At 40.8% G+C, this 15629-nt stretch carries 13 protein-coding genes and 4 tRNA genes; all 17 read left to right on the top strand.

Annotated elements, in window-relative coordinates:
* Positions 1-62: 62 nt before the first annotated feature.
* Positions 63-1322, top strand: a complete 1260-nt coding sequence (rho, locus tag ACYUCW_RS02490; RefSeq protein WP_004246354.1) for a transcription termination factor Rho — start codon at positions 63-65, stop codon at positions 1320-1322.
* 395 nt (positions 1323-1717) lie between these two features.
* Positions 1718-2809 carry a UDP-N-acetylglucosamine--undecaprenyl-phosphate N-acetylglucosaminephosphotransferase gene (gene wecA / locus ACYUCW_RS02485; RefSeq protein ID WP_004246352.1) on the top strand — a complete coding sequence of 364 codons (1092 nt, stop codon included), beginning with the start codon at positions 1718-1720 and terminating at the stop codon, positions 2807-2809.
* A 23-nt stretch (positions 2810-2832) separates the two neighbouring features.
* Positions 2833-3891: an ECA polysaccharide chain length modulation protein gene (gene wzzE, locus ACYUCW_RS02480; RefSeq protein ID WP_004249670.1), complete on the top strand. Its 1059-nt coding sequence runs from the start codon at positions 2833-2835 to the stop codon at positions 3889-3891.
* A 129-nt stretch (positions 3892-4020) separates the two neighbouring features.
* On the top strand, positions 4021-5151 hold the full coding sequence (gene wecB, locus ACYUCW_RS02475; RefSeq protein WP_004246349.1) for a non-hydrolyzing UDP-N-acetylglucosamine 2-epimerase: 1131 nt from the start codon (positions 4021-4023) through the stop codon (positions 5149-5151).
* The gene (gene wecC / locus ACYUCW_RS02470) at positions 5148-6410 is read left to right on the top strand and encodes a UDP-N-acetyl-D-mannosamine dehydrogenase (protein WP_110706811.1); all 1263 of its coding nucleotides are present in this window, start codon (positions 5148-5150) and stop codon (positions 6408-6410) included. The genes wecB and wecC overlap by 4 nt, the downstream gene beginning before the upstream one ends.
* Positions 6401-7474, top strand: a complete 1074-nt coding sequence (gene rffG, locus ACYUCW_RS02465) for a dTDP-glucose 4,6-dehydratase (protein WP_181407397.1) — start codon at positions 6401-6403, stop codon at positions 7472-7474. The genes wecC and rffG overlap by 10 nt, the downstream gene beginning before the upstream one ends.
* Before the next feature lie 18 nt (positions 7475-7492).
* The gene (gene rfbA / locus ACYUCW_RS02460; RefSeq protein WP_004249667.1) at positions 7493-8374 is read left to right on the top strand and encodes a glucose-1-phosphate thymidylyltransferase RfbA; all 882 of its coding nucleotides are present in this window, start codon (positions 7493-7495) and stop codon (positions 8372-8374) included.
* Positions 8352-9065: a dTDP-4-amino-4,6-dideoxy-D-galactose acyltransferase gene (rffC, locus tag ACYUCW_RS02455; protein WP_004246344.1), complete on the top strand. Its 714-nt coding sequence runs from the start codon at positions 8352-8354 to the stop codon at positions 9063-9065. The genes rfbA and rffC overlap by 23 nt, the downstream gene beginning before the upstream one ends.
* A gap of 1 nt (position 9066) precedes the next feature.
* The gene (gene rffA, locus ACYUCW_RS02450) at positions 9067-10197 is read left to right on the top strand and encodes a dTDP-4-amino-4,6-dideoxygalactose transaminase (RefSeq protein ID WP_004246343.1); all 1131 of its coding nucleotides are present in this window, start codon (positions 9067-9069) and stop codon (positions 10195-10197) included.
* Position 10198: 1 nt separating this feature from the next.
* Complete coding sequence (wzxE, locus tag ACYUCW_RS02445; protein ID WP_460408180.1) at positions 10199-11455, top strand: lipid III flippase WzxE; 1257 nt, start codon at positions 10199-10201, stop codon at positions 11453-11455.
* On the top strand, positions 11452-12537 hold the full coding sequence (locus tag ACYUCW_RS02440; protein WP_049211267.1) for a TDP-N-acetylfucosamine:lipid II N-acetylfucosaminyltransferase: 1086 nt from the start codon (positions 11452-11454) through the stop codon (positions 12535-12537). The genes wzxE and ACYUCW_RS02440 overlap by 4 nt, the downstream gene beginning before the upstream one ends.
* Positions 12534-13898, top strand: coding sequence for an ECA oligosaccharide polymerase (gene wzyE, locus ACYUCW_RS02435; RefSeq protein ID WP_004246340.1), 1365 nt, complete (start codon positions 12534-12536; stop codon positions 13896-13898). The genes ACYUCW_RS02440 and wzyE overlap by 4 nt, the downstream gene beginning before the upstream one ends.
* Positions 13898-14635, top strand: a complete 738-nt coding sequence (gene wecG / locus ACYUCW_RS02430) for a lipopolysaccharide N-acetylmannosaminouronosyltransferase (RefSeq protein WP_004246339.1) — start codon at positions 13898-13900, stop codon at positions 14633-14635. The genes wzyE and wecG overlap by 1 nt, the downstream gene beginning before the upstream one ends.
* A gap of 225 nt (positions 14636-14860) precedes the next feature.
* Positions 14861-14937 (top strand) — tRNA-Arg (locus ACYUCW_RS02425).
* Between the two features lie 63 nt (positions 14938-15000).
* A tRNA-His gene (locus ACYUCW_RS02420) sits at positions 15001-15076 on the top strand.
* A 22-nt stretch (positions 15077-15098) separates the two neighbouring features.
* Positions 15099-15185, top strand: a tRNA-Leu gene (locus tag ACYUCW_RS02415).
* 27 nt (positions 15186-15212) lie between these two features.
* Positions 15213-15289 (top strand) — tRNA-Pro (locus ACYUCW_RS02410).
* The last annotated feature ends 340 nt before the right edge of the window (positions 15290-15629 follow it).

Below are 15629 nucleotides of genomic sequence, written 5' to 3'. Positions count from 1 at the left end.
GCTGTTATACTATTCACGTTCATAGTTCGAGAGTTACCCCGAGTTATTAAGAACCCACCATTATGAATCTTACCGAATTAAAAAATACGCCGGTATCAGAACTGATAGCACTTGGCGAAAATATGGGGCTAGAGAACCTAGCTCGAATGAGAAAACAAGACATCATTTTCTCTATCTTGAAGCAACATGCCAAAAGTGGAGAAGATATTTTCGGTGATGGAGTGCTGGAAATACTACAGGATGGCTTTGGCTTCCTACGTTCCTCAGACAGTTCCTACCTTGCTGGCCCAGATGATATCTATGTTTCTCCAAGTCAAATCCGTCGTTTTAACCTTCGCACTGGTGATACCATAGCAGGGAAAATTCGCCCACCTAAAGAAGGTGAACGCTATTTTGCCCTCCTTAAAGTGAATGAAGTTAACTTTGACAAACCAGAAAACGCCCGCAGTAAAATCCTCTTTGAAAACTTAACACCATTACATGCTAATAACCGCTTACGTATGGAACGTGGTAATGGTTCTACCGAAGATTTAACTGCCCGTGTACTCGACTTGGCTGCACCTATTGGTCGTGGACAACGTGGTTTAATCGTTGCCCCACCAAAAGCGGGTAAAACAATGTTGCTACAAAATATTGCGGCCAACATTGCTCATAACTATCCTGATTGCGTATTAATGGTACTTCTTATTGATGAACGCCCTGAAGAAGTCACAGAGATGCAACGTTTAGTTAAAGGTGAAGTTATTGCCTCTACCTTTGATGAGCCAGCATCTCGTCATGTGCAAGTAGCGGAAATGGTTATTGAGAAAGCCAAGCGTTTAGTAGAACATAAAAAAGACGTTATCATTTTATTAGACTCTATTACTCGTTTAGCCCGTGCTTATAACACCGTAGTACCTTCTTCAGGAAAAGTATTAACCGGTGGTGTGGATGCGAACGCGCTACATCGTCCAAAACGTTTCTTCGGGGCTGCTCGTAATGTAGAAGAAGGTGGTAGTTTAACCATTATTGCGACTGCATTGGTTGATACTGGCTCTAAGATGGATGAAGTTATCTACGAAGAGTTTAAAGGTACAGGTAATATGGAATTACACCTGTCGCGTAAGATTGCAGAAAAACGAGTATTCCCAGCAATTGATTACAACCGTTCAGGAACACGTAAAGAAGAATTACTGACATCGCAAGATGAGTTACAAAAAATGTGGATCCTGCGTAAAATTATCCATCCAATGGGTGAGATTGATGCAATGGAATTCCTCATTAATAAATTAGCGATGACAAAAACAAATGAAGAATTCTTCGACTTTATGAAACGCTCATAAAGTGTTATTACAAAATTGAGAGAGACAACAAAAAAAGAAAAAATTGTGTTGATGATAGAAAAATAAGTGATATCACACCAATTTAGAGGTTGTTAAACTCATTTACTTTGTGTAATTAACGATATGATAAAAACGCCACAAGTCAGTGGCGTTTTTTTTACATTGGACTTAGGTCTTTTATTATCATCGCAAAATGATAATTTGGTATGTATATTGCATATTTATAGTTTTAATAAAAATAGCGATAACATCAATAAAAATAGTTAAGGAAAATTTATTATTGATAAAGGGTGGTGGGTTACTGAGTAAACTCGTCGTGGTACAAGCTGGAGAAAGAATAAAAAAACACATGGATGGGTAAATAACCAGCTATATTTATTATAGAGAACAGTACTGTGGATATACTAAAAATGAGCACAAATGTTTTTTACGTGTTCCTATTTTCTTTCGCTTTCCTATTTGTAGCTCGTAAGGTGGCAAAGAAGATTGGACTCGTAGATAAACCTAACTATCGTAAACGACATCATGGGTTGATCCCCCTTGTAGGTGGGATTTCAGTCTATTTTGGTATTGTTTTCGCTTTTTATGTTTCAGATATCTACATTCCTCACAAAGAGCTGTATTTGATTTGTGCGGGGATACTTGTTTTTATCGGTGCGCTTGATGATCGTTATGATATCAGTGTCAAAATCAGGGCAACTATCCAAGCGTTAGTGGGTATTGCTATGATGGTATTCGGTGGTTTAAAACTTGAATCACTTGGTCATGCTTTTGGGCCTTGGGATATGCATTTAGGGCCTTTTGGTTATATCGTCACGCTATTTGCTGTTTGGGCTGCAATCAATGCCTTTAATATGGTGGATGGTATTGATGGTTTATTAGGCGGTCTTTCTTGCGTTTCGTTTGGTGCGCTGGGTATTTTACTTTACCAAAGTGGAAGCTCTGCACTTGCGTTTTGGTGCTTCTCATTTATTGCCGCGATTTTACCTTATATCATGTTAAACCTTGGTGTTTGTGGTAAAAAATTTAAAGTCTTTATGGGCGATGCGGGAAGTACGCTAATAGGCTTTACTATTATTTGGCTATTAATTTCCTCTACTCAAGTTGATCCTCATCCAATCAATGCGGTTACTGCATTATGGATCATTGCTATTCCTCTTATGGATATGGTGGCAATTATGTACCGCCGTTTACGTAAAGGAATGAGTCCTTTTTCACCAGACCGTCAACATATCCACCATTTAATTATGCGAGCAGGTTTTACCCCTCGCCAAGCTTTTGTTTTGATCACGCTTGCAGCCGCGGTGTTGGCCGCTATTGGTATTATTGGTGAAAACTTATCTTTTGTACCAGAATGGGTAATGTTGGCATTGTTTTTGCTTGCTTTTGTTATGTACGGTTATTGCATTAAACGCGCGTGGCGAGTCGCTCGTTTTATTAAACGATATAAACGTCGCCTACGTAAAGCGACACAACTTAAGCATTAAATAAGCAGAGGTCTTTTAACGTGATGAACTCGGAAAATAACGTCTCCCGACAGGGGTTTTCACCCGATAATGAACTCGATATTCGAGGTCTTTGTTGTGCACTATGGTCAGGAAAACGCTGGATAATAGGGTTCGCGCTGCTTTTTGCGCTGATTGCATTAGGGGCATCTTACTTGATGCAACCTAAATGGAGCGCTATTGCGATGACAGAGAGACCTACTGTGAATAATTTAGGTAGTTATTATTCTCAGTCTCAGTTCTTACGTAATCTTGATACGCAAATTAATCCGTCTGTGACTGTTTCTCAGTTAAGTATCCCTGATGAAGCTTATCAAGAGTTTGTAACACAGATTTCAGCTTTTGATACGCGACGTGAGTTTTGGTTGCAAACGGATTATTACAAACAACGTAAAGAAAACGATGCGCAAGCAGACGCGGCATTATTAGATGAGCTCATCAATAATATTCAATTTACACCGGCTGATGAGAAGAAATTGGTTAATGATCAATTGAAACTCATTGCTGAAACGGCCAACGATTCGAGTCAACTGCTCAATGAATATATTGCTTTTGCGAATAAACGTGCCGCAGAGCATCTAAATGAAGAAGTGATTGCCGCATGGGCAACTCGAACACAATCGATGAAAGCCTTAGTGAAACGCCAAGAAATGGCTGCTCAAGCTGCTTATCAACGACAAATTAATTTACTCAAACAATCGATTAAAGTTGCTGAGAAACAAGGTATTTCTCAAAAACAGACCTCGATTGCGATAGATGAATTACCGGATTCGAAGCTGTTTCTACTCGGCGTGCCTTTATTGCAATCACAGTTAGAAACATTAATGGCAACAGGACCAGATTTTGATAGTGATTATGATCAAAATACGGCAATGTTATCCACCCTCGCGGTAGGTGCTAAATTACAAGATAACTTCCAAACTTACCGTTTCTTGCGTACACCTGAAGATCCTGTGAAACGAGATAGTCCTCGCCGTGCCTTTATGATGGTGCTTTGGGGTGCTATTGGTGTTTTAGTGGGCGCGGGTGTGGCATTAGTCAGACGTAGTTCATTAAAAAAATAATCATTATTACCTTTTTATCATTTTAATAATAACGAGACATCAGGTGTATTTTCACCTGATGCCCCTGAGAATAAGGGCATATTGCTTTCCCAAAAATAAGCAATATAACAAAGAAAAAAGAGAGCCACTGTGAAAGTGTTGACTGTTTTTGGCACACGCCCTGAAGCGATCAAAATGGCACCTTTAGTGCACGCTTTAGCAAATGATGATTCGTTTGAGGCGAAAGTTTGTGTTACGGCCCAACATCGAGAAATGCTTGATCAGGTATTAAATCTTTTCGAGATCAAACCAGATTATGATCTCAACATTATGAAACCAGGACAAGATTTAACAGATATAACCTGTCGCATTTTAGAAGGTTTAAAACCTGTTCTAGCGTCATTTCAACCTGATGTTGTGTTAGTACATGGTGATACAACCACCACCATGGCGGCAAGCCTTGCTGCTTTTTATCAACAAATCCCCGTCGGTCATGTTGAAGCGGGATTACGTACCGGTAATCTCTATTCTCCTTGGCCAGAAGAAGCGAATCGGACAATTGCCGGCCATTTGGCGATGTACCATTTTGCTCCCACTGAAACTGCAAAGTTAAATCTGGTGCGAGAAGCGGTTGCGGATAAAAATATTTTTGTTACCGGCAATACCGTTATTGATGCGCTATTTTGGGTTAGCGAGCGAGTGATGGGAAATCAAACCCTGCTCGATGAACTTGCTGTGCAATATCCCTTTATTCAGCCAGAAAGAAAGATGATCTTAGTTACGGGACATCGCAGAGAAAGCTTTGGGGGTGGTTTTGAGCGCATTTGCCAAGCATTAGCAGAGATTGCATTGGCTCACCCCGATGTTGAAGTTGTCTATCCTGTTCACTTGAATCCTAATGTAAGTGAACCCGTAAAGCGTATTCTGCATGGAATTAATAATATTAAATTAATTCAACCGCAAGATTACCTGCCTTTTGTTTATTTAATGAACCACGCTTACCTTATTTTAACTGATTCAGGTGGTATTCAAGAAGAGGCGCCTTCATTAGGTAAACCTGTTCTTGTTATGCGCGATACAACAGAGCGCCCTGAAGCAGTTGAAGCCGGTTCTGTGCGTTTAGTGGGTACAGATACTAAACGTATTGTTAGCGAAGTAACCTCTTTATTGACAGACGAAAACGCATATCACCAAATGAGTAAAGCAACAAATCCTTATGGTGATGGTCATGCCTGCCAACGTATTCTTGAAGCATTGAAAAATAATCAGGTGACATTATGAGTTTTGAAACTATTTCTGTTATCGGCCTCGGCTACATTGGATTACCAACAGCGGCAGCTTTTGCCTCTCGTAAAAAAAGTGTTATTGGTGTGGATGTTAACCAACACGCTGTTGATACCATTAATAAAGGTCAAATTCACATCGTTGAACCTGATCTGGATAAAGTGGTAAAACAAGCCGTTGAAGAAGGGCATTTAAAAGCCTATACCACACCACAACCCGCAGACGCTTACCTTATTGCAGTTCCAACCCCCTTTAAAGGCGAACATGAACCTGATCTGGCTTATGTTGAAGCCGCTGCGCGTTCAATAGCACCTGTACTTAAGAAAGGTGATTTGATTATTTTAGAATCAACCTCACCCGTTGGAACAACAGAACAAATGTCACAGTGGCTTGCGCAGGCTCGTGAGGATTTAACTTTCCCACATCAACAAGGTGAAAATGCCGATATTGATATCGCTTATTGCCCTGAGCGTGTATTACCAGGACAAGTGATGGTTGAACTTATCCGCAATGATCGTGTTGTGGGGGGCATGAACCGTAAATCATCAGAGCGTGCCAGCGAGTTATACAAGATTTTTCTTGAAGGTGAATGTGTTATCACTAATGCCCGTACTGCAGAGATGTGTAAGCTAACAGAAAATAGCTTCCGTGACGTGAATATTGCATTTGCTAATGAGTTATCCCTGATTTGTGCCGACCAAGATATTAATGTGTGGGAGCTAATTAGTTTGGCTAATCGTCATCCTCGCGTGAATATTTTACAGCCGGGTCCTGGTGTCGGTGGACACTGTATTGCCGTTGATCCTTGGTTTATCGTGTCTCAAAATCCTAAGCAATCACGCTTAATTCATACTGCCCGTTTGGTCAATGATGGCAAACCTGTATGGGTTATCGATCAAGTTAAAGCCGCTGTGGCGGATTGTTTAACTGAAACCGGTAAACGTGCTAACGAGATCAAAATTGCCTGCTTTGGTTTAGCCTTTAAACCTAATATTGACGATTTACGTGAAAGTCCAGCAATGAATATCACCCAACAAGTTGCTAACTGGCATAGTGGGAAAACATTTGCCGTAGAGCCAAATATTCATGAATTACCGACTAAATTAAAAGGTATTACTGAATTAGTCTCTACAGATCAGGCATTAAAAGAGGCGGATATTGTTTTAATGTTAGTCGACCATCAACAGTTTAAAGCGATACCTGGTAGCCAAGTTACCCAAAAATGGATTGTCGATACAAAAGGAGTATGGCGTTGAGACGTATTTTAGTCACAGGCGGCGCCGGTTTTATCGGCTCCGCGGTTGTTAGACATATTATTGATAACACCAATGACAGTGTCGTCGTGGTAGATAAACTGACTTATGCGGGAAATTTAGAGTCACTTGCCCCAGTGGCGAACAGTGAACGTTACGCGTTTGAACAGGTTGATATTTGCGATCGCGCTGCACTTGATAGTCTATTTACGCAATATCAACCAGATATCGTGATGCATTTAGCCGCGGAAAGCCATGTTGACCGCTCTATTGATGGGCCTGCAGCGTTTATTGAAACTAATATTGTTGGTACTTACACCTTATTAGAAGCTGCACGTCATTTCTGGTCAGTATTACCTGAAGATAAAAAAGCGGCATTTCGTTTCCACCATATTTCAACTGATGAAGTGTATGGCGATTTAGAAGGAACGGATGATTTCTTTACTGAAACGACACCTTATGCACCAAGTAGCCCTTATTCAGCTTCTAAAGCATCCAGTGACCACCTTGTACGAGCATGGTTGCGTACCTATGGCTTGCCAACATTGATCACTAATTGTTCAAATAACTATGGCCCTTATCATTTTCCTGAGAAATTAATCCCGCTGATTATTTTGAATGCAATTTCAGGAAAACCACTGCCTGTTTATGGCAAAGGTGAACAAATTCGCGATTGGCTCTATGTTGAAGATCATGCCCGTGCATTGTATTTAGTGGCAACAACGGCTCAACCGGGTAAAACATATAATATTGGTGGTCATAATGAACGCCGTAATATTGATGTAGTGACAACTATTTGTGAATTGCTCGAAGAGTTGCATCCTAATAAACCTGCTGGTGTGGCGAAATATGTTGATTTAATTACCCATGTAAAAGACAGACCGGGTCACGATCTACGCTATGCTATTGATGCCGCTAAAATTGCAGCAGAGTTAGGTTGGAAACCACAAGAGACCTTTGAGTCAGGTATTCGTAAGACTGTATTGTGGTATTTAAATAACCAAACTTGGTGGCAACGAGTACTAGATGGCTCTTATGCAGGAGAGCGTTTAGGACTGGGTGATTGATTACGTGAAGGATAAATGATGAAAGGTATTATTTTAGCGGGTGGCTCTGGTACACGCTTACATCCGATAACGAAAGGGGTATCGAAACAGCTGTTACCTATCTATGATAAACCCATGATCTATTATCCGCTCTCAGTACTTATGTTAGCGGGAATTCGTGATATTTTGATTATCACCACTCCTGATGATCTCACCTCATTTCAACGTTTATTGGGTGATGGCTCTGCATTTGGTGTCCATCTGCAATATAAAGTTCAGCCATCTCCTGATGGCTTAGCTCAAGCCTTTATTTTAGGGGATGAGTTTATTGGTGATGAGCACTGTTGTTTAGTCTTAGGCGATAATATCTATTTTGGTCAAGGGTTTAGCCCCAAACTAAAACAAGTTGCTCAACGTCAGCGGGGCGCAACAGTATTTGGTTATCAAGTGATGGATCCGGAGCGCTTCGGTGTTGTTGAATTTGATGATGATTTCAAAGTGCTGTCAATAGAAGAAAAACCTCAACAGCCTAAATCGAATTGGGCGGTCACTGGGCTTTATTTCTATGATAACCGCGTGGTTGATTTTGCGAAAAAGGTGAAACCTTCTGTTCGTGGTGAGCTTGAGATAACCTCGATTAATCAGATGTACCTTGAGTGTGGTGAGCTTAATGTGGAGCTATTGGGACGCGGTTTTGCTTGGTTAGATACGGGGACTCACGATAGTTTAATTGAAGCCAGTACTTTTGTACAAACCGTTGAAAAACGTCAAGGTTTTAAAGTGGCGTGTCTGGAAGAGATCGCTTGGCGTAATGGTTGGTTAACTGACGAACAAGTCAGAGAAAGCGCAAAATCACTCGCCAAAACAGGTTATGGCCGCTATCTATTGGATTTATTACATGTCCGTCCTCGCCAATATTAATTATCTTGAGTGGGAGAGCGATTTTTTCTCCCTCAATACAGGCCGTCTTGAGTTTAGTGCTCAAGCGCCTGTTTTAACACAAGATAGGCTTGAGCAATTTACGGTTGTTCATGCCAAAGTTGCTTCCTATGATCTTCTACTGATTGATAACTTAACGCAATTAGGATTTCAATTCGCTGAAGGTGAAATAGATTTCAAATTGCCAATTGGCACAGAAAATGCTTGTGGAAATATTGCTGAAATACATTTTCGCACAGCCAATGAAACTGATATCCCATTATTAATGACAACGGCTTCTGCGGCTTTTGTACAAAGTCGCTTTCGAGCGCCATGGTACCAAGAAGGTGATAGCAGCCGTTTTTATGCATTATGGGTAAAAAAAGCGGTTTTAGGCACTTTCGATGATAGCTGTTTATTGACGATGGATCGCGAAAATAAGGTTACAGGGTTTGTAACATTACGTCGGATTTCTGAGAGTGAAGCAAGAGTGGGATTACTTGCTGTAATGCCCAATAGAACAGGACAAGGCATTGGTAAGCAACTGATGTCGGTGGCGAAGTATTGGTGTCAACAGCAAGGTCTATCAACCCTCTATGTTGCAACACAAATTAGCAATATTGCAGCTTCGCGTTTATATACACAAAGCGGTGCTTTAATTGATAGCACTACTTATTGGTTATACAGGGGATAATATGATTCCGTTTAATAAACCACCCGTTGTTGGCACAGAATTAGAGTATATGAAACAGGCGATGGAAAGTGGCAAGCTCTGTGGTGATGGCAACTTCACAAAAAAATGTGAAAAGTGGTTAGAAGAACAATTTCATTGTCATAAGACGCTGTTAACACCTTCTTGTACAGCATCGTTAGAAATGGCGGCTATCCTTCTGGATATCAAACCCGGCGATGAAGTGATTATGCCGAGTTTCACTTTTGTTTCGACTTCGAACGCCTTTGTTTTACGTGGTGCAACTATTGTGTTTGTCGATATTCGTCCAGACACCATGAACCTTGATGAAACAAAAATTGAAGCGGCGATTACGGAGAAAACGCGTGCGATAGTGCCCGTTCATTACGCAGGTGTTGCCTGTGAAATGGATACCATTATGGCAATCGCCAAAAAGCATAACCTGTTTGTCGTTGAAGATGCTGCGCAAGGGGTAATGTCGACTTATAAAGGTAAAGCCTTAGGAACTATCGGTCATATTGGTTGCTATAGCTTTCATGAGACGAAAAACTATTCATCAGGTGGTGAAGGTGGGGCAACACTGATTAACGATCCGGCTTTAATTAATCGTGCGGAAGTGATCCGTGAAAAAGGCACCAATCGTAGTCAATTTTTCCGTGGGCAAGTTGATAAATACACTTGGCGTGATATTGGCTCTAGCTATTTGCTGTCTGATTTGCAAGCCGCTTATCTTTGGGCGCAACTCGAACAAGCCGATAAAATTAATGAACGTCGTTTAGCATTCTGGCAAATCTATTACGATGCATTAACGCCGTTAGCCGAACAAGGTTTGTTAACATTGCCTGTTGTACCAGACGGCTTAGAGCATAATGCCCATATGTTCTATATTAAACTTAATGATATAGAGCAGCGTACGGCTTTTAATGAGTATATGAAAGCACAGGGCGTCTTAACGGTATTCCACTATGTATCACTGCATACGAGTCCTGCCGGAATGAAGTTTGGTCGTTTTGATGGTAAAGATATTTTCACTACACAAGAGAGTGAACGCTTGGTGCGCTTACCGATGTTCTACAACATGACTGAAGAAGAGCAGCAAACCGTTATTCATCATATTCGTCATTTCTTTGCTTGATATGTCGTTAGCTAAAGCTTCAATTTGGACAGCTGGGTCAACCTTGATAAAGATCGGGGCTGGCCTGTTGGTCGTAAAGTTATTGGCGGTCTCCTTTGGTCCCTCCGGAGTGGGACTTGCGGGTAACTTCCGCCAATTAATTACCGTTCTTGGTGTGCTGTCAGGGGCGGGTATTTTTAATGGTGTAACAAAATTGATTGCGCAATATCAAGATGATGCAGTACAACGCAAAAATGTGTTGGGTACATCATCATCAATGATATTGCTGTTTTCTACACTACTTGCCATTTTATTTCTTATTTTTACCACACCAATTAGTCGCGTTTTATTTGGTGATGACTATCTGCAATATCTAGATATTGTCAGAATGGTTGCCTTTATTCAGATGGGGATTGCCTATGCCAACTATTTTCTGGCGATATTAAAAGGTTATCGAGATGCATCTGGAAACGCTTTAGCGATTATTGCGGGAAGTTTAATTGGTGTTATTGCCTATTATCTCTGTTATCTCATTGCCGGTTATCATGGTGCATTAATTGGCTTAGCTTTAGTACCTGCACTGATTTTATTGCCAGCGATGGTTATCTTAATAAAACGTAAGCGTTTTGCTCTCAGTGAATTAAAACCAAGTTGGGATAAGGCTATCGCCAGTCATCTTGGTAAATTTACCATTATGGCGCTACTGACTTCTATCACTTTACCCGTCGCTTATATCATGATGCGTAATTTGTTAGCAGAACATTATAGCTGGGATGATGTTGGCATTTGGCAAGGGGTTAGCAGTATATCGGATGCTTATCTACAATTTATTACAGCATCATTTTCTGTTTACTTATTACCCACACTTTCACGATTAACGCAAAAAAGTGAGATAGCCAAAGAGATAACCAAGTCACTGAAATTCGTCTTGCCAGCGGTGGCAGTGGCTAGTTTTATGGTTTGGTTATTGCGAGATTTTGCCATTTGGTTGCTATTTTCTGAAAAATTTATCGCTATGCGAGAGTTATTTGCTTGGCAACTGGTTGGTGATGTGTGGAAAGTAGGGGCTTATGTTTTTGGCTATCTGGTGATTGCAAAGGCTGCTTTGCGTTTTTATATTCTGACAGAAGTGAGCCAATTTGCCTTATTAACGCTTTTTTCACGCTGGCTTATTCCTGAACATGGTGCTTTAGGTGCAGCTCAAGCCTATATGGCAACCTATATTATTTACTTCCTTCTCTGTAGTTCTGTTTTCGTGATTTATTGCAGGCGCAAATGACAACTTTGATTTACGTACTAGGTTCAGACATTGTGCATCATAACAACACAATGTTACGCTTTTTTAACGACCACCTCGTGACTGAGGCGGCATTAACGTATAAACCTCGTTTTATCGTTGCCAGTAAAGATAACTCGTTATCATCACTTTATCCTCATTTAGAGATTGAGTGTTTAGCGGATAAAAAACAAGTCGCGCAGAGAGTGGTAGCATTAGCTAAAGCAGATAGAAAACAACGTTTTCTATTTCTGGGGCAATTTAATGCGCCTATTTGGCTTGCTTTATTGATGGGCAAAATTAAACGTCATCAATTCTGGTGGCATATTTGGGGTGCTGATCTTTATCAGGATGCTAAGCAATTAAAATTTAGACTGTTTTATCTGTTACGTAAACTTGCGCAAAAACGGGTTGGACGTGTGTTTGGTACACGGGGTGATCTAAATTATTTTGCTCAATCAAATGTTAATATCCCCGCGAATTTGCTCTATTTCCCAACAAGAATGGATCCGGCGCTGACGCTTACAGAAAAGAAGGCCGTTGATCCTCAGCATATTACCATTGTATTAGGTAACTCAGGCGATAAATCTAACCGCCATATCGATGCTTTAAATGCGATTGCTGAACAATTTGGTCATAAAGCAAAAGTGATCATTCCTATGGGATATCCCGCTAATAACGAGGATTATATTCAGCAAGTATCTGATGTAGCGACAAACTTATTTCCAACAGAACACGTTGAGATATTACGACATAATCTTGCCTTTGATGATTATCTCGCACTCTTAAAAACCTGTGATTTAGGTTATTTTATTTTCCAACGTCAGCAGGGTATTGGTACGTTATGCCTGTTGATCCAATTTGGGATCCCTTTTGTGATTAGCCGTCAAAATCCATTTTGGCAAGACTTAACAGAGCAAAGTGTTCCCGTTTTCTTCTCTGGTGATAAACTTGATGTGGCGTTAATTGAAGAAGCGCAACGTCAATTATTGCTACTGGATAGGAAGAATATCACCTTCTTTGCACCTAACTTTATCCAAGGTTGGAAGCAATTGATTGAGATGAGCACAGGAGACACCCAATGACATTGGCGCAATTGGGGGGATTAACCCTTGTCTACTTTATCTCGTTGGGGTTTATTTTATTACTGACCTACCAAGAGTTTCGTCGGGTACGCTTTAATTTTAATGTCTTCTTTTCCATGCTTTATTTGCTGACATTCTATTTTGGCTTTCCATTAACTTGTTTATTAGTCTTTCAGTTTGATGTGGCAGTTGTTCCTGTCGATGCCTTATTACACGCTCTATTAGCCGCTACTAGCTTTTATGCGATTTATTATGTCACTTATAAGGTAAGACTAAGAAAAGCCTCTAGCGAGCCTTCTAGGCCGTTATTTACGATGAATCGGGTAGAGACCAACCTAACTTGGATACTGTTAGCGTTAATTGCTATCGTCACTGTGGGCATATTTTTCTTACAAAATGGCTTCTTACTCTTTAAGTTGAAAACATATAGCCAAATTTTTTCAAGCCAAGTATCAGGTGTGGCGCTAAAACGCTTTTTCTATTTTTTTATTCCTGCAATGCTGGTGGTCTATTTCTTAAAGCCCACACAACAACGTTGGCTTTTTTTCCTTTGTGCGACGGTCGGCTTTGGTATTTTGACCTATGTTATCGTCGGGGGAACACGCGCAAATATCATTATTGCGTTTGCACTATTTTTATTTATTGGCATCGTACGTGGTTGGATAACCTTATGGATGTTAATTGCTGCAGGTGTGATGAGCATTGTCGGTATGTTTTGGTTAGCACTAAAACGTTACGGGCTTGATGTCAGTGGTGCCGAAGCTTTTTATACCTTTTTATATCTGACTCGCGATACCTTCTCTCCTTGGGAAAATCTTGCATTATTGTTGAATAATTACGACAAAATCGAGTTTCAAGGACTCGCACCTATTATTCGCGATTTTTATGTGTTTATCCCTTCATGGGTTTGGCCACAAAGACCAGATGTTGTACTAAATTCAGCAAACTATTTTACTTGGGAAGTGCTTAATTATCATGCAGGACTTGCCATTTCACCAACGTTAATTGGCTCCTTGGTGGTGATGGGGGGCGTTGTATTTATCCCCTTAGGCGCGGTGGTTGTTGGGCTTATTATTAAGTGGTTTGATTGGCTCTATCAGCAGGGGTTAAATGAACACAATCGCTACAAATCTGCCATTCTTCAAGCATTTTGCTTTGGTGCTATTTTTAACATGATTGTTTTAGCGCGTGAGGGCGTTGATTCGTTTGTGTCTCGCGTGGTCTTTTTCTGTTTAGTATTTGGTGCCTGTTTAATTGCAGCCAAACTCCTGTATTGGTTATTTGAAAGTGCAGGATTAGTTCGTCACTATGTTATTAATCAAGTGCGCAATAAACCTCGTTTAGAACAAAAGGAAAAGTAATGGATACAAATTCAATTCCGAAGTATTCCATCCGTGGGCACAATATCTGGGGATTTAAAGATATGGCGCATTTTTTGGATTATCTTTATCAAGGTGCGCAAATTAAAAGTGGCTCTTTAATTGCGATTAATGCAGAAAAAATCTTAACCGCAGAAACAGATAAAGGCCTAAATCAGTTATTAGATGAAGCGGATTATTTGTACGCCGATGGCATTAGTGTTGTTCGCGGCATTCGACGTAAATATCCTGATGCACAAGTGTCTCGTATTGCGGGAGCCGATTTATGGGAAGCTTTAATGGAGCGTGCCGGGAAAGAAGGCACACCGGTCTTTTTGGTTGGTGGCAAACCTCAGGTATTGGCGCAGACGGAAAGTAAATTAAAGGCACAATGGAATGTGAATATTGTCGGTAGCCAAGATGGTTACTTTACGCCACAAGATAGAGATGCACTTTTTGAACGTATCAAAGCTTCTGGGGCAAAGATTGTGACCATTGCCATGGGCTCACCTAAGCAAGAGCTATTTATTCGTGCTTGTCGGCAAGTACACCCAGACGCGTTATATATGGGCGTAGGTGGCACTTACGATGTTTTTACAGGGCATGTTAAGCGTGCGCCAAAAGCGTGGCAAAATTTAGGCCTAGAGTGGTTATATCGTTTACTGTCACAACCTAGCCGGATCAAGCGCCAATTTAAGTTATTAAAATTTGTTGGTTATTACTATTCCAATAAATTGTAAGTTGCGTGAGTATTTTTTGTCGGCAATAAGTGTTAAATAGCAAAAATCGCAATCTTTACTGGTATCTTGATTGTTTGATTATTATACTAATGGGGCGTTGAGTGGGTAAAAACGCTCCATTTATCGACGAAATGCACAAACTATCGTCAAACAAACTTTTTTTTTCAAAAAGCACTAGACAGACAGTGCGTAAATCCGTACTATCCTCTCCCGCAACGGCGTGAAGCGCCCGTAGCTCAGCTGGATAGAGCGCTGCCCTCCGGAGGCAGAGGTCTCAGGTTCGAATCCTGTCGGGCGCGCCATTAAAGCGTGCTAAGAGTTACGGTGAAGAGCGTTGTTGTAGAAGTAGTAAGATAGCTGTTATGGTGGCTATAGCTCAGTTGGTAGAGCCCTGGATTGTGATTCCAGTTGTCGTGGGTTCGAGTCCCATTAGCCACCCCATCTTATCTTAGTTTTTGTTTATGCGAGGGTGGCGGAATTGGTAGACGCGCTAGCTTCAGGTGTTAGTGTCCTAACGGACGTGGGGGTTCAAGTCCCCCCCTTCGCACCATAAACAAGATAAGAGCAGTCATTCAGACGGCGAGTAGCGCAGCCTGGTAGCGCAACTGGTTTGGGACCAGTGGGTCGGAGGTTCGAATCCTCTCTCGCCGACCAATAAGAAAAAGCCTCGATATATATCGAGGCTTTTTTGCATTTATTATCAAGCTATTGACAGCAATATTGTCTTATTTCATTTATATTGTTGTATCTTCCTTCTGTCCTTTCTCTTTTGTCCTTTTGCTACTGTCCTAAACACAATAGACCGTTTATCTATGATTCATGATTAAAGCAGGTTGTTGGCTCTTTTAGTTTAAAAAGGGAGATCATTAGGCTATTTGTTTACAGGGCAGTGTAAGTATATTAGTTAAAGATTATTAATAATTTGTATTACCGCCTGATTTTATACTACATAAAAAGAGCATCATGAGAAAGTTAAATGATTTATGTAACCGTA

Source organism: Proteus sp. MB838, assembly GCF_054767435.1.
This window is presented reverse-complemented; position numbering and strand designations above follow the sequence as displayed.

Coding starts and splice junctions, on each gene's coding strand:
- ACYUCW_RS02440 (WP_049211267.1), top strand. CDS start 11,452: ATGACAACTTTGATTTACGTACTAGGTTCAGACATTGTGCATCATAAC.
- wzzE (WP_004249670.1), top strand. CDS start 2,833: ATGAACTCGGAAAATAACGTCTCCCGACAGGGGTTTTCACCCGATAAT.
- wzxE (WP_460408180.1), top strand. CDS start 10,199: ATGTCGTTAGCTAAAGCTTCAATTTGGACAGCTGGGTCAACCTTGATA.
- wzyE (WP_004246340.1), top strand. CDS start 12,534: ATGACATTGGCGCAATTGGGGGGATTAACCCTTGTCTACTTTATCTCG.
- wecG (WP_004246339.1), top strand. CDS start 13,898: ATGGATACAAATTCAATTCCGAAGTATTCCATCCGTGGGCACAATATC.
- rffA (WP_004246343.1), top strand. CDS start 9,067: ATGATTCCGTTTAATAAACCACCCGTTGTTGGCACAGAATTAGAGTAT.
- rho (WP_004246354.1), top strand. CDS start 63: ATGAATCTTACCGAATTAAAAAATACGCCGGTATCAGAACTGATAGCA.
- rfbA (WP_004249667.1), top strand. CDS start 7,493: ATGAAAGGTATTATTTTAGCGGGTGGCTCTGGTACACGCTTACATCCG.
- rffG (WP_181407397.1), top strand. CDS start 6,401: ATGGCGTTGAGACGTATTTTAGTCACAGGCGGCGCCGGTTTTATCGGC.
- wecC (WP_110706811.1), top strand. CDS start 5,148: ATGAGTTTTGAAACTATTTCTGTTATCGGCCTCGGCTACATTGGATTA.
- rffC (WP_004246344.1), top strand. CDS start 8,352: ATGTCCGTCCTCGCCAATATTAATTATCTTGAGTGGGAGAGCGATTTT.